Here is a 14,537-nt window from a genome sequence, read left to right on the forward strand (position 1 = left end):
ATAGCCCCCCAAAAATGGTTGGCGAGCAATTATAGCCAAATGTAAGACACCGAAATATCTGTCAGGCGAAATTTGTGGCGTTTCCGCAGGAAATCAGGAAATGCCTAATGACAGTTTTGGGCGAACGTCTCGGGCGTCATCCAGAAACGGCGGGGCGCATCCCCTTGAGGCGACAAGCGTGAAGGGGTCGCACTATCGAGCGAGTGTGGCCTGGGCGGTGAAGGTGAAATCGCGACGGCCGGACAAGACCGTGGGCGACTGACCTGGCGTTACGGTGACTTCCGTCATGTCGACGGTGCCGTCACGATGGTAGCGAAGCAGGGTGGTGCATCGGGTCCCGTACGCGGGCGACGCAATGAATGCCGCCGATAGCGAGCGTTCCCACGCGCGTGAGACGCCCGTCTCCGGCAACGCGCTGTCGGGCGCTTCGCTGGCGTCGCGCATGATCCGCAGCAGGCTGGCGTCGTCGGCATGGTGTGTCAGTGCATGGGCGAAAGCCTCGCGACGGCTGACCAGCTTGGGCCAGGGCGTGTCGAGCACGGCGTTGGACAGACCGTGGACGCCGGGCGCGATGGCCTGAGCGAGTGGCATGGCGAAGGCGGCCGGTGCCGTGCCGCCGACGTGGTGGGCGCGATTTCCCAACCAGAACAGCTTGCCCGCCGGCAAGTCTCCCGCGAGAAGATTGAATCCTGTGTACTCGTGCGCGTGCCGTTCAATGCGCACCAGATCGTCGTCGAACGAAGTTGCATCGAGCATGGCCGAGACGAGCAGGCCACGCGATGGCGAGTCTTTCGGCGCCATTGGGGCGCGCCCGTCGCGAAAATTCGTCAGTGCGCTGAAGCGTCCCGCACGATTGACGCCCATCCACGTTCCACCGCCGCGTAGATCTCGGCCGGCAAGGACGTCCGGGCGATCGCGCCACCAGTGCAACGGTTCGGCGGGACGCTCGAAGAACTCATCGCGATTGGCGAGCAGGACCAGCGGCGTGGCGGCCTCGGGCTGCCAGGAGAAGACGATCAGGCACATGGTGGCTCGGCGTCGACAAAGCACTCGGCGTGACGCTCACCGTCGATGCGCATCGTCAAGCCGGCCTCGGCGGCCAACGGCGTCAGCGCCGCGACGAACGCGTCGCTGACGCCGTCGTAGCGCTCCATCCACGTTGTGGTGCCGGCGGCGGTGTCGTGGGCGGAGGCGTCGGCGCGCCATTGCAGGCGCCCCGTGACGCCGAAGCGCGCTGCCGTCAGCGCGAAAAGTTGCGCGACGGCCAGACGAGCCGCGCCGGCGTTGTGCGATGAAACGCGGTAGTAGACGTAACAGTCCATTCTCGGGCGCCGCGGCGGCCGGGTCAGGACGCCGCCGCAGACGACGCGGGCGACTCCGTCGGGTCCACGATGTCGTACGGCAATTCGGCGAAGGTCAGCGCGGGGCCATTGGCGGCGCCAAGGCGCACGTCGTCGGCTTCGCGCGCGGTGAGCTTCACTTCGACGAGCGCGTCGTAGCCGCCGTTCGGTGCCGGTGCCGCGTGCACGACCATGCCGCATGGCTGGTCCGGATCGCTTGTCTCGACGAGTTCCTGGCCCGGTGCGGGTTGCGTGGCATCGACGTGCGCCAGATGCAGACGCCGTTTGATGGTGCCGCGATACTGGCTGCGCGCGACAACCTCTTGGCCCGGATAGCAGCCCTTGCGGAAGTTCACGCCACCCACGACCTCCCAGTTCACCATCTGCGGAACGAACTGCTCCTGCGTCGCGCTCGTGACGCGCGCCACGCCGCTATGCACATCGAGCCATGCCGCGAGGGCCGGGGCAACGGCGACCACCCCGGGGGCTTGCGTCAGCGAGGCCCAGACCTCGGCGACACGCGCCACCGGCACGCTCCAGAGGAAGCGCGAGAGCGAGCGTGCCGTGCCGGCCGCCGGCAGTCGGATCAGGTGGGTCGCGTCGTCGCCGAGGGTTGCGTGGGCAACGGCCAGCGATTCGGTGGGCAGTGCGGCGAACGTGTTCGCGAGGACGGCCTCCGCCGCCGGGCCACCGACCTGCAGCAACACGTGCGTGGCAGCACCGTCGGTCAGCTTGACCTTGGCCCGCAGGACGAACATCGACAGTCGTTTCTGTACGGCAGCCTGCACCGTGGCGTCGCACGCCAGATAGATCGTGGCGTCGGCGGACGCATCGCGCCACATCAGGAAGGTGGCGAGCAGGCGCCCCTTTGCCGAGCAGTAGCCGGCCAGCCGCGCCTGTGCGGGCGCCAGGCGCTCGACGTCGTTGGTCAGTTGGCCGTGCAGAAAGCTCGCAGCATCGGCGCCGCTCAGGGCGATCAGGCCGGTGTCGCTCGCCAGCGCGACGAAGCTGCCGGTTTGCAAGGCGTCGAACTGGGCGGCGCGTGCGCTCGCGTTGGACAAAATATCGGGGGAATTCACGTCTGCCGCTTGCGGCAGGAGATCACGCCATTGGGAGGTCATAAACGAAGGTGGCTGTCAATCTGTGAGGGTTCGGCAAGTCAAAGTATTATATTGGGTCTTCCGCCAGAACGTGCGAGCTCGGTTCGACGCGCAAAACGCGCCGCTCGACGCCGTCGGCGCCACGCTGTCTGACCGAGTCCCCCGAACCCGCTGCCGTCGCTGGATGGCTTACCCTGCAATTCATGTCTTTCATCAAACGCCTGTTCGTACTGTTGATTGTCGCTGCGCTCGCGGCGGGCGGCGCATTCTATTATTGGGCGCAAGCCCCCTTGCAGTTGGGCAAGCCAACGCTCGACGTCACGATCAAACCCTACAGCTCGGTGCGCAGCGTGGCGACGCAATTGCGTACCGGCGGCGTGCCGGTACAACCGCTGTTGTTCAATCTGCTGGCTCGCGTCATGGACGTGGGGACCAAGCTCAAGTCGGGCAACTACGAGTTTGCGACCGGCATCACGCCATTCGAGGTGATGGAAAAGCTCGCGCGTGGTGACGTCAACCAGTATGTCGTGACCATCATCGAAGGCTGGACCTTCAAGAAGATGCGTGCCGAACTGGACGCGAACCCGGCGTTGCGGCACGACACGGCCGGGCTTCCCGACGCGGATCTCATGCAGCTCGTGGGCGCCGATCGTGCGGAAGCCGAGGGCATGTTCTTTCCCGACACCTACCTGTTTCCAAAAGGCACGAGCGACGTCGATATCTACAAGCGGGCCTATCGCCTGATGCAGAAGCGCCTGGACGAAGCGTGGGCCGCGCGTGCGCCGGGGTTGCCCTACACGACACCGTACGAGGCGCTTATCATGGCGTCGCTCATCGAGAAGGAAACCGGGCAGGCGGTGGAGCGCGGCCAGGTCGCGGCCGTGTTCGTCAATCGGCTGCGCAAGCGTATGTTGCTGCAGACCGATCCCACGGTGATCTACGGCATGGGGGATCTGTATACGGGGCGCCTGCGCAAGCGCGACTTGCAGACGGACACGCCCTACAACACCTACACCCGCGCCGGCCTGCCGCCGACGCCGATCGCGCTACCGGGCATGGCGTCGCTTGCGGCAGCGTTGAATCCCGCGTTGACCGACGCGCTGTACTTCGTGGCGCGCGGCGACGGCACGAGCCATTTCTCGGCGAACCTCCAGGAGCACAATCGCGCCGTGGACAAATTCCAGCGAGGTGAGCAATGACGCATTCCCCCGAGGCCACGGCCACTGTGCCGGGCAGGTTCGTCACGTTCGAAGGCATCGACGGCGCCGGCAAGAGCACGCACGTCAACGCCTTTGTCGACACGCTGCGTCAGGGCCTCGCCAGTGTGGGGCGCAGCGTCGTCGCCACGCGCGAGCCGGGGGGCACCCCCTTGGGCGAGGCGTTGCGCAAGCTCGTGCTCGATGAGCCGATGGATCTCGAAACCGAGGCGCTGCTGATGTTCGCCGGACGTCGCGAGCATCTGGCGAAGGTGATCGAACCGGCGCTCGCGCGCGGCGACTGGGTCGTCTCCGATCGCTTCACCGATGCGACGTTTGCCTATCAGGGCGGCGGGCGGGGGCTGTCACGCGACAAGCTGGCGATCCTCGAACAATGGGTGCAGGGCACGCGTCAACCCGATCTGACGATTCTGTTCGATCTCGATCCGGCGATTGCCGCCGCGCGGCTGGCGGGCGCCCGGGCGCCGGACAAGTTCGAGCGCGAATCGGCGGCGTTTTTCACACGGGTGCGAGATGAGTACCTGCGTCGTGCCAAGGCCGCGCCGGAGCGATTCGTCGTGATTGACGCCGCGCAAAGCATCGAGGCCATTGCCGGACAACTCGCGGGCGTATTCGCCCGTCTGGGCGTGCCCGGGCACGGGCCGCGCTGACGCGCGATAATCCGCTTGTTCGACCGACTCGCAGCGTCGGTATTTCGCGAATTCGCCATGGCGTAATTTCGCTGTCTCGCCCGACGCATTTATCGGCCAAGGAGCCCATATGCTGTATCCCTGGCAGTCACAGGACTGGACACGCCTGAACGACCTGCGCGCCCAGATGCCGCACGCGCTGCTGTTGCAGGCGGTGCCCGGCATTGGCGAGCTGGCGCTCGCCCGCACGTTCGCGCAGGCCCTGCTGTGCGAATCGCCGCGCGCCGACCACCTGCCATGCGGCACGTGTGGTGCGTGCCAGTGGTTCTCCAGCGGCAATCACCCGGATTTTCGTGCCGTCTGTCCTGAAATATTGGCCGATAGCCTGCCTGGTGCCGACGCCCGTGCCGACGCCGAGGGCGACAAGAAAACCAAGACACCGAGCAAGGAAATCAAGATCGAGCAGGTCCGCGAAGTGATCGACTTCGCGAGCCTGGGTTCGCACCGTCAGGGGCGACGCGTGGTGCTGCTCTATCCGGCGGAGGCGCTCAACGTGCATGCGGCGAATGCCCTGCTCAAAACGCTCGAAGAGCCGCCCGAGGGCGTGGTGTTCCTGCTGGTGACGACGCAGCCGGACCGTCTGCTGCCGACGATTCTGTCGCGTTGCCGCCGCATGGTGTTGACCCGGCCCGATCACGCGCAGGCAACGCAATGGTTGATGGGCGACGCGGGACTCGACGCCGCCACCGCCGCCGCGGTACTGGCCGAGACCGGCGGGGCGCCGCTTGCCGCCCGCGCACTCGCCGAGCCGGACGAGCGCGCCTGGCGCGACTGGCTGATCGGCCAGCTCGCGCAGGGCGCCGCGATCGACGGCTTTGCCTGTGCGGAACAACTGCACAAGGGCAATTTGCCGGGCATTCTGGAGACGCTGCAACGCTGGTGCTTCGATGTGCTCGCGCAGCGCATGACGGGCACCGTACGCTTCTTCCCGAGTCATGCCCAGGCGTTGCGCCGTTGCGGCGACGCGACGGACGACGTGCACCTGCTCGGCTTCCTGCGTGAGCTGGCGCAGCAGCGTCAGGTGCAAAATCACCCGCTCAATACCCGCGTGCTGCTCGAGGCCCTTTTCCTGCAATACCAACAGTTGTTCGGTGGGCCGGCGTCGCGTTGACGCAGGGCACCGGACACCGATCGCACATCATGTTCATCGATTCGCATTGTCATATCAATTTCCCGGAACTGGCCGAGCAGATGCCCGACTTGCTCGCGCGCATGCGTGAGAACAAGGTGAGCCACGCCCTGTGTGTCTCGGTCGACCTGCCGACGCTGCCGCAGGTGCTGGACATCGCAGCACAGCACGACAACGTGTATGCCTCGGTCGGTGTCCATCCCGATTACGAAGACACGCCCGAGCCGAGCGTCGACGACCTCGTGCGTCTGGCCGCCCACCCGAAAGTCGTGGCCATTGGTGAAACCGGGCTCGACTACTACCGGCTCGAAGGTCGCAGCATCGAGGACATGGCGTGGCAGCGCGAGCGCTTTCGCACGCATATTCGTGCCGCGCGCCTCACCGGCAAGCCGCTCATCATTCACACGCGCGCGGCCGCCGAGGATACGCTGCGCCTCATGCGCGAAGAGCAGGCGGGCGAGCCCGCCGGGGTGATGCACTGCTTCACCGAGAGCTGGGAGGTCGCACAAGGCGCGCTCGATCAGAACTTCTATATCTCGTTCTCCGGCATCGTCACGTTCAAGAGCGCCCGCGATTTGCAGGACGTGGCGCGGCGCGTGCCGCTCGAGCGCATGCTGATCGAGACCGATTCGCCGTACCTCGCGCCCGTGCCCTATCGCGGCAAGCTCAATCAGCCGGGCTACGTGCGGCATGTGGCCGAATTTATCGCCGATCTGCGCGGCGAGCCGCTGCAGAAGATCGCCGATGTCACGACGGAGAATTTCTTCCGCCTGTTTTCCACGGCAAAGCCCTGAACCGTAAGACCCGTACCCCTAATCGACCGAACTGCCTTTCCGTTATTCACCGGACTACCGACAGGAGCTCCCAATGCGCAAATTTTCGATGATCCGAGCCTGGATGTTGCTCAGCGTGCTTTGTCTGACGGCATGCGCCACGGCGGCCACTTCCAATAGCGCTCTGGTCAAGGCGGTCGTCTTCAACGACACAAAATCCATCGCCCAAGCGCTCAAGGCGGGGGTCGACCCGAATTCGACGGACGAAAAGGGCAACCCGCTGCTGGTGATCGCGATGCGCGAAAAGTCGGTGGACGTGGCGCGCCTGCTCATCGACGATAAGCGCACGGATCTCGATGCGACCAACGCGGCAGGCGAGAACGCGATGATGATCGCCTCGCTGCAAGGCCTCACGCCGATGGTCAAGCTGCTCATCGACAAGGATGCCGAAGTCAACAAGAAGGGTTGGGCGCCGCTGCATTACGCCGCGACCAACGGGCACGATGACATCGTGCAGATCCTGCTGGACGCGTCGGCTTACGTCGATGCCGAGTCGCCCAACGGCACCACGCCGCTCATGATGGCCGCTCGCGGGGGGCACATCACCACGTGCAAGGTGCTGCTCGATGGGGGCGCGGATGTCCGTCTCAAGAACCAGATCGGCATGACGGCCATCGACTTTGCCAAGCAAACCCACCAGAAGGAAATCGCGGACGGCCTGCAAAAACGTTTGGCACAGGTGCAGCAGTCGCGTCCGGCGGGCAAGTAAGACCGTCCGCCCGTCGCGACCTTATCGTGGCAGATCATGGCGGCGCGTCGTGCGGCTCGCCGCGCCCTCTGGCGACGTTCACCCGTCGACTGAGGCCGCGGCCGGTTGCGTACGCAGCAAGGCTGGTTTAGCGGCGGTCGTCGGCGGTCGCAGATCGGCGATGAACCGGTTGCGCCACGTCGACAGATTGTGCTCGCGCAGCGTCGCCATCATGCTGGCGTGGCGCGTCTGGCGCTCCGAAAGTGACATGTTCAGCGCCGTGCGCAACGCTTCGGCCATGCCGTCGATGTCATAGGGATTCACGATCAGCGCGCCGTCCAGTTCCTGAGCGGCGCCCGCGAAGCATGACAGCACCAGCACGCCGGGATCCGCCGGATCCTGCGACGCCACGTATTCCTTCGCCACGAGATTCATGCCGTCGCGCAGCGGCGTGACGTAACCCACCTGCGACGCCCGGAAGAACGACATCAGGACTTCGTGAGCGTAGCGTTTGTTGATATAGCGAAGCGGCGTCCAGGCCAGATCCGAGAAGCGCCCGTTGATATGCCCCGCCTCGGTTTCCAACTGTTGGCGAATTTCCCCATAGCCCGCCACGTCCGAGCGGCTGGGCGGTGCGACCTGAACGAAACTCACGGTTCCTTGCTGGTTCGGCCACAGTTCGAGCAGGCGCTCGAACGCGCGAAATCGTTCGAGCATCCCCTTCGAATAATCGAGGCGATCCACGCTCATGATGAGCTTGCGGTCCTGCAGCCCCTGTTTCAGATCGAGGATGTGCTTGACCGTCGCGCGCGCGGTCGCCTGCTGCGCAATCTCGTCGGGATACACGCCGATCGGGTAGACGCCCGTGCGCAGCGTGCGACCAAAGGCCGTGACGGTGCCGTCGTCGTGCAGGGTCGCACCGGCGTGGCGTACCAGATAGTCGGTAAACGCCGTGCGGTCGGTTTCGGTCTGGAAGCCGACGAGGTCGTACTCGCACATCGCGCGCACCAGCGCTTCGTGCGGCGGCACGGTCATGAGGACCTGTGGCGAGGGGAACGGAATGTGCAGAAAGAAGCCGAGTCGCTGCTGTACGCCGATCTGGCGACACGCCTGCGCGAACGGCAACAGGTGGTAGTCGTGCACCCAGATCAGGTCGTCGTGCTCAAGCAGCGGTGCGAGCAGCGCGGCAAAGCGCGCGTTGACGTGGCGGTAGCCGTTGTAGTCGTCGCGCTGGTAGCGCGTGAGGTCGTCGCGGTAATGGAAGGTCGGCCACAGGGTCGCGTTCGAAAAGCCACGATAGTAGGTGTTGTAGTCGCGGCGCGTGAGCGGCACGGTCGCGAACGTGACGTTGTTGCGGTGGGCGATCTCGGGCACCGTGGCCGGCTCGGCGTCGATTTCCCCATTCCAGCCGAACCACATGCCGCCGGTATCCTTGAGTGCTTCGTACACACCGATCGCCAGTCCGCCTGCGGTCGGTTTGCCCTCGGTGATGGGGGCGACCCGATTCGATACGATGACCAAGCGACTCATGCTCCGTTCTCCTTTGAGGGTGGGGGCGGGCTGGCGGGGGGCAATGTCAGCAGCCAGGCCGTGAGGGCCTCGGGCGACGGCAGACGGTGGCGGGCACACGTCTCGCCGTCGCCGATCTTGATCGTGATGCCGCCCAGCGCATTCACCTCGGCAAACCCGGCCTCGTCGGTCAGGTCGTCGCCCGCGAAGAGCGGCGTTCGACCGGCGAACGGCGCCTCTTGCAGCAAGGTGGTAATGGCTCGGCCCTTGCTGACGTGGCGCGCACGCAGCTCGAAGACCAGCTTGCCGGGTTGCAGCACGAAGCGCTCGGCATGCAGTTCGGCCAGGGCGCGCATGGTGTCGCGCGCCACGCTTGCCAGTTCAGGGGCCCCACGGTAGTGCAGCGCCAGCGCGCTGCCCTTGTTCTCCAATAATAGGCCGGGGTGCTGGGCGACGAGCGCGTGCAGCGGCGCGATCATCGACGCAATTCGCTCCGCGTCGACGGCATAGCCCTCGGCGCGAACGCGTTCGCCGTCGGCATGGCGGATTTCCGCCCCGTGCAGGCCGGCGGCGGGCACGCGTAACGGGGCGAGCAGGCCGTCGATATCGTCGATGGCGCGCCCCGAGACGACGGCGATGGCGCCGCACGCGCGGTGGAACAGGCTGGCGAGAACATTGGCCGTGTCGAGCGGCAGCCTGACCGCGTCGGGACGCGGTGCGAGCGGGGCCAACGTGCCGTCGAGGTCGAAAAAGAAGGCGACCGTGGTGACATCGACGTGGCAAGTGTCGGCCGGTGTCGTGTCGCGTGTCGCGGGCGGGGAAGACGCTAGGGGTTGCATGGCACTCCGTCGCTATCGTGCCGCAGGTCGATAGGTCATCGCCGGGGCCGAGCGGCGGGCGCAGGGGAGGGCAGACGAGACGTGACGTGCGGCGGTTCGGTGGGCGGGAGCGCGGACATCCGCGCGGAAGACATCATCCTACCCCGTCAAAAACCGACAGGAAGTCGTCCGTTCAATGAAACGCTTGTCGGATGACGCCTACAAGGTTTGGAAAGTTAAATTGGTATTGAATATGAGAATCGTTTGCAATAACATTCCACAATTGCCGTAAAGTAGACGATCGGGGACGGCGGCACGGCATACCTGCCGCGCATGCGCCGATTCCGGCGCTCGAATGTGCGCCGGACGATAACGATGATGAAAAGACTCTGGTTTCAGTTGCATTGGGCTTTCGGCATTACCGCCGGGCTGGTGTTGGCCGTCGTCGGTCTGACCGGCGCGCTGCTTTCTTATGACGACGCCCTGACTCGGGCCTTCAGTCCGGGCGTGATGACCGTAGCGGTGCGCGACACGGCGCCGCTGCCGATTCCCGAGTTGCTCGCGCGCGTGCATGAGGCGGCGCCCGACCGGCGCGTTCTGCTCATGACGATGACGCGCGCGCCGCAAGACGCGGTCGGCGTGCGGCTGTCCGTGGGCGATGGGCCGCGCGGCGAGACGTATTTCGTCGACCCCTACACCGGGCAGATGCTTGGCCGGTCGCAGGCCGATGCCGTCTTCCGGTTCATTATGGATATTCACCGTTTCCTCACGGTGGACGGAATCGGCAAGCAGATTACGGCGGCGGCCACCATGCTGCTGTTCGTGCTGGCGCTGAGCGGCCTGTATCTGCGTTGGCCGCGACGGGTAGGTCACTGGCGAGCCTGGTTACATATCGATCTCAAGAAGCGCGGTCGTCCATTCCTTTGGAACCTGCACGCCGTGATCGGCACGGTGGTGCTGGTGCCGTATCTGCTTTCCGCCACGACAGGCTTGTATTGGTCATACGACTGGTGGCGCGGCATGCTGTTTTCCATCGCGGGTGTGTCGCCGCCGGTGCGCAATAAGCCGGCTGCCCCGCCGACGCGGCGCGCGCACGGCGAAGGCAAGCCGGCGGCGCTGCCGGATCTGGCCGCGACGACGACATCCGAGATGACCACGGCGTGGCGCAGCTTCACCGGGCACGTGCCGGACTACACCAAGGTGTCCCTGCGTCCGGCGCAGAAATCCGGTGGTCCGCTGCAGGTGACGTGGCTCGACACGTCGGCGCCGCACGAGCGGGCGTTCAACCGTCTGGAGATCGATGCGGCGTCCGGCGCGATTCGCAACGAAGACCGGTACGCTCAGAAAACCACGGGCGGCCAATGGATGGCGAGCATCTACGCGCTGCATCGCGGCAGCTTCTTTGGACCCGCGGGCGTCGTTGTCATGATGCTCTCGAGCCTGATGATGCCGGTGTTTTTCGTCACGGGCTGGATGTTGTATCTGGACCGGCGCAGGAAGCAACGCGCGCTGGCGGCATCGCGCCCGGTCGTGGCGAGGTCTGGCTCGCCGGTCGCTGCGGGGGGGACGTTCGCGGACGATGGGGTGTTGATCGGCTACGCCAGTCAGAGTGGCGTGGCGGAAGACCTTGCGTGGCAGACGGCCGGCATGCTCGAAGGCGCGGGCGTCCGGGCCCAGATCCAGCCGCTGGCGCGCATCGGTCAGGCGCAACTCGGCTCGGCCAGGCGGGCGCTGTTCATCGTCAGCACGTTCGGCGATGGCGAGCCGCCCGACAGCGCGCGCCGCTTTGCACAGCAATTGATGAATCGGGCGATGGCCTTGCCGACGTTGCGCTTCGCGATGCTCTCGTTGGGGGACAGTCATTACGACCGATTCTGCGGATTCGGCCGCAAACTCGATGGTTGGCTGCGTGCGCAGGGCGGCGTGGCGGCATTCGAGCCCATCGAAGTCGACCGTGGCGATCCGGGCGCGTGGGTGCGCTGGCAAGACCGGCTTGGCGAGTGGTTCGGCCATCCGCTGGCGGCGTCGAAGCCACACGACGGCCCCCGCTTTCAGCCGTGGACGTTGGTCGAGCGCGACCTGCTCAATCCCGGCAGCGCTGGTTTGCCGGCCTTTCACCTGGCGTTCACCCCGCCGTCGGGCGTGCAATGGATGGCGGGCGATCGGGTCGACGTGCGGCCGCGCCACTCGGTCGCACGCGTGGACACTTTCCTCTCGAGGAGTGTCTGGGCACGCGACGTGCGGGTGAGTGTCGCTGGGCGCGAGACGACGCTGGGCGACGCGTTGCGCGAACGCCTGTTGCCCGACACCGCTCCGCCGGCAGGCATCGATCTGCACGATTGGCTGGCGCGTCTGGCGCCGTTGCCCGTGCGCGAGTATTCGATTGCATCGACCTGCGACGAGGGGCGACTGATGTTGCTCGTGCGCCAGGTTCGCCATCCCGATGGCTCGCTGGGCCTGGGTTCCGGCTGGCTCACCGAGGGCGTGGCGTTGGGCGAGTCTGTGTCGATGCGGGTGCGTCCGAATCCCGGCTTTCACGGCCCGGCGGCGGGGCGCGGCATGATCCTGATCGGTAACGGCACGGGATTGGCCGGACTGCGAGCGCACCTTGCCGAACGTATCGCTAACGGACAGCGGCGCAACTGGCTGATTTTCGGTGAGCGTCACGCGGCGCACGATGATTTCCACGACGCGACGTTGTGTGCATGGCACGCGCAGGGCGGCATTGCCTGCCTCGACCGCGTGTATTCGCGTGACCAGGCGCAACGCCGCTACGTCCAGGATCGGGTGCGCGAAGCCGCACAGGACATTGCGGCCTGGGTGGCGCGCGGCGCGTCGATTTATGTGTGCGGCAGCCTCTCCGGCATGGCGCCCGCAGTGGATGCCGCGCTGGCCGACGCCATCGGAACGGACGTCCTGCTCGACCTGTCGGCGCAGGGACGCTATCGCCGCGACGTGTATTAGACGTGCCGAGGCGGTGTGCTAACGTAGTGACAGGGCCCGGTCTCGATCGGGCCCCTCGTCCGTTGGTTTCGCGTGGACTTGCCCATCGTCCATCACCGTAGGAGGGGCCATGACGGCAACGTGGCAGATCGTAGTGCATGGGCTGGTGCAGGGCGTCGGCTATCGCGCCGCGTGCGTGGACGAGGCGCGCCGGATCGGACTCCGCGGTTGGGTACGCAACCGGCGCGACGGTACGGTCGAGGCCATCGCGCAGGGGGAGCCCGATCAGCTACTCGCGTTGTGCGAATGGATGCGCGAGGGGCCGCAGCACGCGCAGGTCTCGTCGTGCGAAGTCGACAAGGCCTGGGTTGCGGATTCGCCGATCAAAGGCTTCGAGCAGCGCGCGAGCATTTGATCGGCGGTGGCGATCCTCAAGCCGCGAGCGCCAGTCTGCCCTGGGGCGTGTCGAGCGTCGCGACGGTCTCGTTGAGCGCGGGGGGCCGCGCGGCTTCGTGAGCCGACAGTCGGAACAGCGCGACCGACTCGCGCAGGCGCATGGCCTGCGTTTCCAGCGCGGCAGCCGCGGCGGAAGCCTCTTCCACGAGCGCGGCGTTCTGCTGCGTCATCTCGTCCATTTGCGTCACGGCCCGGTTGACTTGTTCGATCCCGCTCGACTGCTCCACACCGGCCGCCGAGATTTCGCCCATGATGTCGGTCACGCGTTTGACCGACTGCACGACATCCACCATCGTCGCGCCCGCGCGCTCGACCAGGCGGGTGCCCGTCTCGACGCGGTTACCCGACGCCTCGATCAAGCCCTTGATTTCCTTGGCCGCCGACGCGCTGCGCTGCGCCAACGTGCGGACCTCGCCTGCCACCACGGCAAAGCCGCGGCCCTGCTCGCCAGCGCGGGCGGCTTCGACCGCTGCGTTGAGCGCCAGGATGTTCGTCTGAAAGGCGATGCCGTCGATGACCGTCAGGATATCGGTGACTTTTTGCGACGCCGCGGCGATGTCGCGCATCGTCGTCACGACCTCCTGCACCACGTCGCCACCGCGCGACGCGGTCTCCGACGCGGTGACGGCGAGTTGGCTGGCGGCTCGGGCGTTTTCGGCATTTTGTTTGACCACGGCGGTCAGCTCTTCCATGCTCGCCGCTGTTTGCTCCAGCGACGACGCTTGCGCTTCCGTACGCTGCGAGAGGTTGGCGTTGCCTTCGGCAATCTCGTGAGCGTTCGCGTGAATGGCTTCCGTACTCTCGCGCACCGTGCCGACCGTGCTGGCGAGACCGTCGCGCATCCGGCCGAGGGCACCGAACAGTTGACCCATCTCGTTACGCGTGTGTTGCTCGACGCGCTGGCTCAGATCGCCGGCGGCCATCCGCTCGAAATGCGAGATGGCGTCGCGAATCGGACGCAGCACGGCGCGCGCGAGCATGGCGCGGCCCCACAGCGCGAGGAGCAGCGCAACGGCCAGGGTTGCCCCCAGGGTGATGCGCATGACGTTGTAGCGGTGCTGGGCCACGTCGAATCGGGCCTTTTGCCGCGCGATCTGGATCTCCTGCAACTCGCGCATGGCCGCGTCGAGCGCCGCATAGGCCGGCGGGGCGACGCGCGCCTGAATCTGATGGAACCCAGCGACATCGCCTTGTTTCAGGGCGTTGAGCGCAGGCGTGACGACCTGATCGAAAAAGGCGCGGCGCTTGGCGTCGGTTGACTTCGCCAACTCCGCTTCGTGCGCATCTTCTTTGGGACGTTTCAGATAATCGCTCCACAGAGCGTCCGACGCCGCGATGTATTGGCTGCCTCGTTTGAGGACTTTCGCCGACTCGTCCGGGTCGGCGCCCAGGCTGACGTATGACGCATAGGCCGCCATCGCCAGGCGGTTGCGCAGCATCTGCTCTGCAGTTCCCTTGACCTCGGCCAGGGCCGGCGTGTCTTGCGTAGCCATCTCGCTCAGGGAGGCATTGCTGGACCCTAGCGCCTGGAGGCCCAGGACGCTAACGAGGACGAGTAGTGCGCCAAGCAAACCGAGGACCAGTGTCAGACTGGTCCGAATCGTAATGTTCTTATACATAGGGATCGATAGTTTGAATGCCTGGGCCGCAGAGTCAGCGCGCGCGGCCTCCCTGCCCGTCGGTGTCTCCAGAACGGGTCATAGGGATTATCGGCAGATGAGAGGCAGAACTTGAACCGTTCGGCTCGGGCGATTCCGAAAGTGCGGCGTCCACAAGAGAAGATCGGAATTTGCGCAGTCGCAAACGACTTGCAAA

Annotated in this window: 13 protein-coding genes; 7 read left to right on the plus strand and 6 right to left on the minus strand. The window is 65.8% G+C overall.

Going from position 1 to position 14,537, the window contains the following annotated elements:
- Window positions 1-192: 192 nt before the first annotated feature.
- Genes PCE31106_RS07990 through ygfZ form a run of 3 tightly spaced genes read right to left on the minus strand, consistent with a single transcriptional unit; the run spans window position 193 to window position 2,461 of the window.
- Entirely contained in the window at window positions 193-1,026 is an 834-nt protein-coding gene (locus tag PCE31106_RS07990; protein ID WP_017234541.1) for an NRDE family protein, read from the minus strand.
- Window positions 1,017-1,322, minus strand: coding sequence for a DUF4936 family protein (locus PCE31106_RS07995; RefSeq protein ID WP_017234542.1), 306 nt, complete (start codon window positions 1,320-1,322; stop codon window positions 1,017-1,019). Before PCE31106_RS07995 ends, PCE31106_RS07990 begins: the two co-directional genes overlap by 10 nt.
- 23 nt (window positions 1,323-1,345) lie before the next feature.
- Complete coding sequence (gene ygfZ / locus PCE31106_RS08000) at window positions 1,346-2,461, minus strand: CAF17-like 4Fe-4S cluster assembly/insertion protein YgfZ (protein ID WP_174975032.1); 1,116 nt, start codon at window positions 2,459-2,461, stop codon at window positions 1,346-1,348.
- A gap of 182 nt (window positions 2,462-2,643) precedes the next feature.
- Between ygfZ and mltG the strand changes: the two genes are divergently transcribed.
- The 5 genes from mltG to PCE31106_RS08025 all read left to right on the plus strand — a co-directional run bounded on the left by mltG (window position 2,644) and on the right by PCE31106_RS08025 (window position 7,017).
- On the plus strand, window positions 2,644-3,639 hold the full coding sequence (mltG, locus tag PCE31106_RS08005) for an endolytic transglycosylase MltG (protein ID WP_150562954.1): 996 nt from the start codon (window positions 2,644-2,646) through the stop codon (window positions 3,637-3,639).
- Window positions 3,636-4,307, plus strand: coding sequence for a dTMP kinase (gene tmk, locus PCE31106_RS08010; RefSeq protein WP_150562955.1), 672 nt, complete (start codon window positions 3,636-3,638; stop codon window positions 4,305-4,307). The genes mltG and tmk overlap by 4 nt, the downstream gene beginning before the upstream one ends.
- Before the next feature lie 109 nt (window positions 4,308-4,416).
- Window positions 4,417-5,457: a DNA polymerase III subunit delta' gene (holB, locus tag PCE31106_RS08015; RefSeq protein WP_017234546.1), complete on the plus strand. Its 1,041-nt coding sequence runs from the start codon at window positions 4,417-4,419 to the stop codon at window positions 5,455-5,457.
- Between the two features lie 29 nt (window positions 5,458-5,486).
- Window positions 5,487-6,269 (plus strand): TatD family hydrolase, encoded by a 783-nt coding sequence (locus PCE31106_RS08020; RefSeq protein WP_150562956.1) that lies wholly within the window; start codon window positions 5,487-5,489, stop codon window positions 6,267-6,269.
- Window positions 6,270-6,342: 73 nt separating this feature from the next.
- The gene (locus tag PCE31106_RS08025; RefSeq protein WP_017234548.1) at window positions 6,343-7,017 is read left to right on the plus strand and encodes an ankyrin repeat domain-containing protein; all 675 of its coding nucleotides are present in this window, start codon (window positions 6,343-6,345) and stop codon (window positions 7,015-7,017) included.
- A 78-nt stretch (window positions 7,018-7,095) separates the two neighbouring features.
- Here the strand turns inward: PCE31106_RS08025 and otsA are convergent, their stop codons facing one another.
- A complete protein-coding gene (gene otsA, locus PCE31106_RS08030) occupies window positions 7,096-8,526 on the minus strand; it encodes an alpha,alpha-trehalose-phosphate synthase (UDP-forming) (RefSeq protein ID WP_039830461.1) in 1,431 nt (476 codons plus the stop codon).
- Window positions 8,523-9,344 (minus strand): trehalose-phosphatase, encoded by an 822-nt coding sequence (gene otsB / locus PCE31106_RS08035; protein ID WP_150562957.1) that lies wholly within the window; start codon window positions 9,342-9,344, stop codon window positions 8,523-8,525. Before otsB ends, otsA begins: the two co-directional genes overlap by 4 nt.
- 354 nt (window positions 9,345-9,698) lie before the next feature.
- On the opposite strand from otsB, the gene PCE31106_RS08040 reads away from it, so the two are divergent.
- Together PCE31106_RS08040 and PCE31106_RS08045 are read left to right on the plus strand one after the other, a co-directional pair.
- The gene (locus PCE31106_RS08040; RefSeq protein WP_174975034.1) at window positions 9,699-12,287 is read left to right on the plus strand and encodes a PepSY domain-containing protein; all 2,589 of its coding nucleotides are present in this window, start codon (window positions 9,699-9,701) and stop codon (window positions 12,285-12,287) included.
- A 109-nt stretch (window positions 12,288-12,396) separates the two neighbouring features.
- The gene (locus PCE31106_RS08045; protein WP_017234551.1) at window positions 12,397-12,681 is read left to right on the plus strand and encodes an acylphosphatase; all 285 of its coding nucleotides are present in this window, start codon (window positions 12,397-12,399) and stop codon (window positions 12,679-12,681) included.
- 16 nt (window positions 12,682-12,697) lie between these two features.
- Here PCE31106_RS08045 and PCE31106_RS24470 read toward each other — a convergent pair whose 3' ends face one another.
- Window positions 12,698-14,341: a methyl-accepting chemotaxis protein gene (locus tag PCE31106_RS24470; RefSeq protein ID WP_026132061.1), complete on the minus strand. Its 1,644-nt coding sequence runs from the start codon at window positions 14,339-14,341 to the stop codon at window positions 12,698-12,700.
- Window positions 14,342-14,537: the final 196 nt, after the last annotated feature.

It is taken from the genome of Pandoraea cepalis (assembly GCF_902459665.1).
GTDB lineage: Bacteria > Pseudomonadota > Gammaproteobacteria > Burkholderiales > Burkholderiaceae > Pandoraea > Pandoraea cepalis.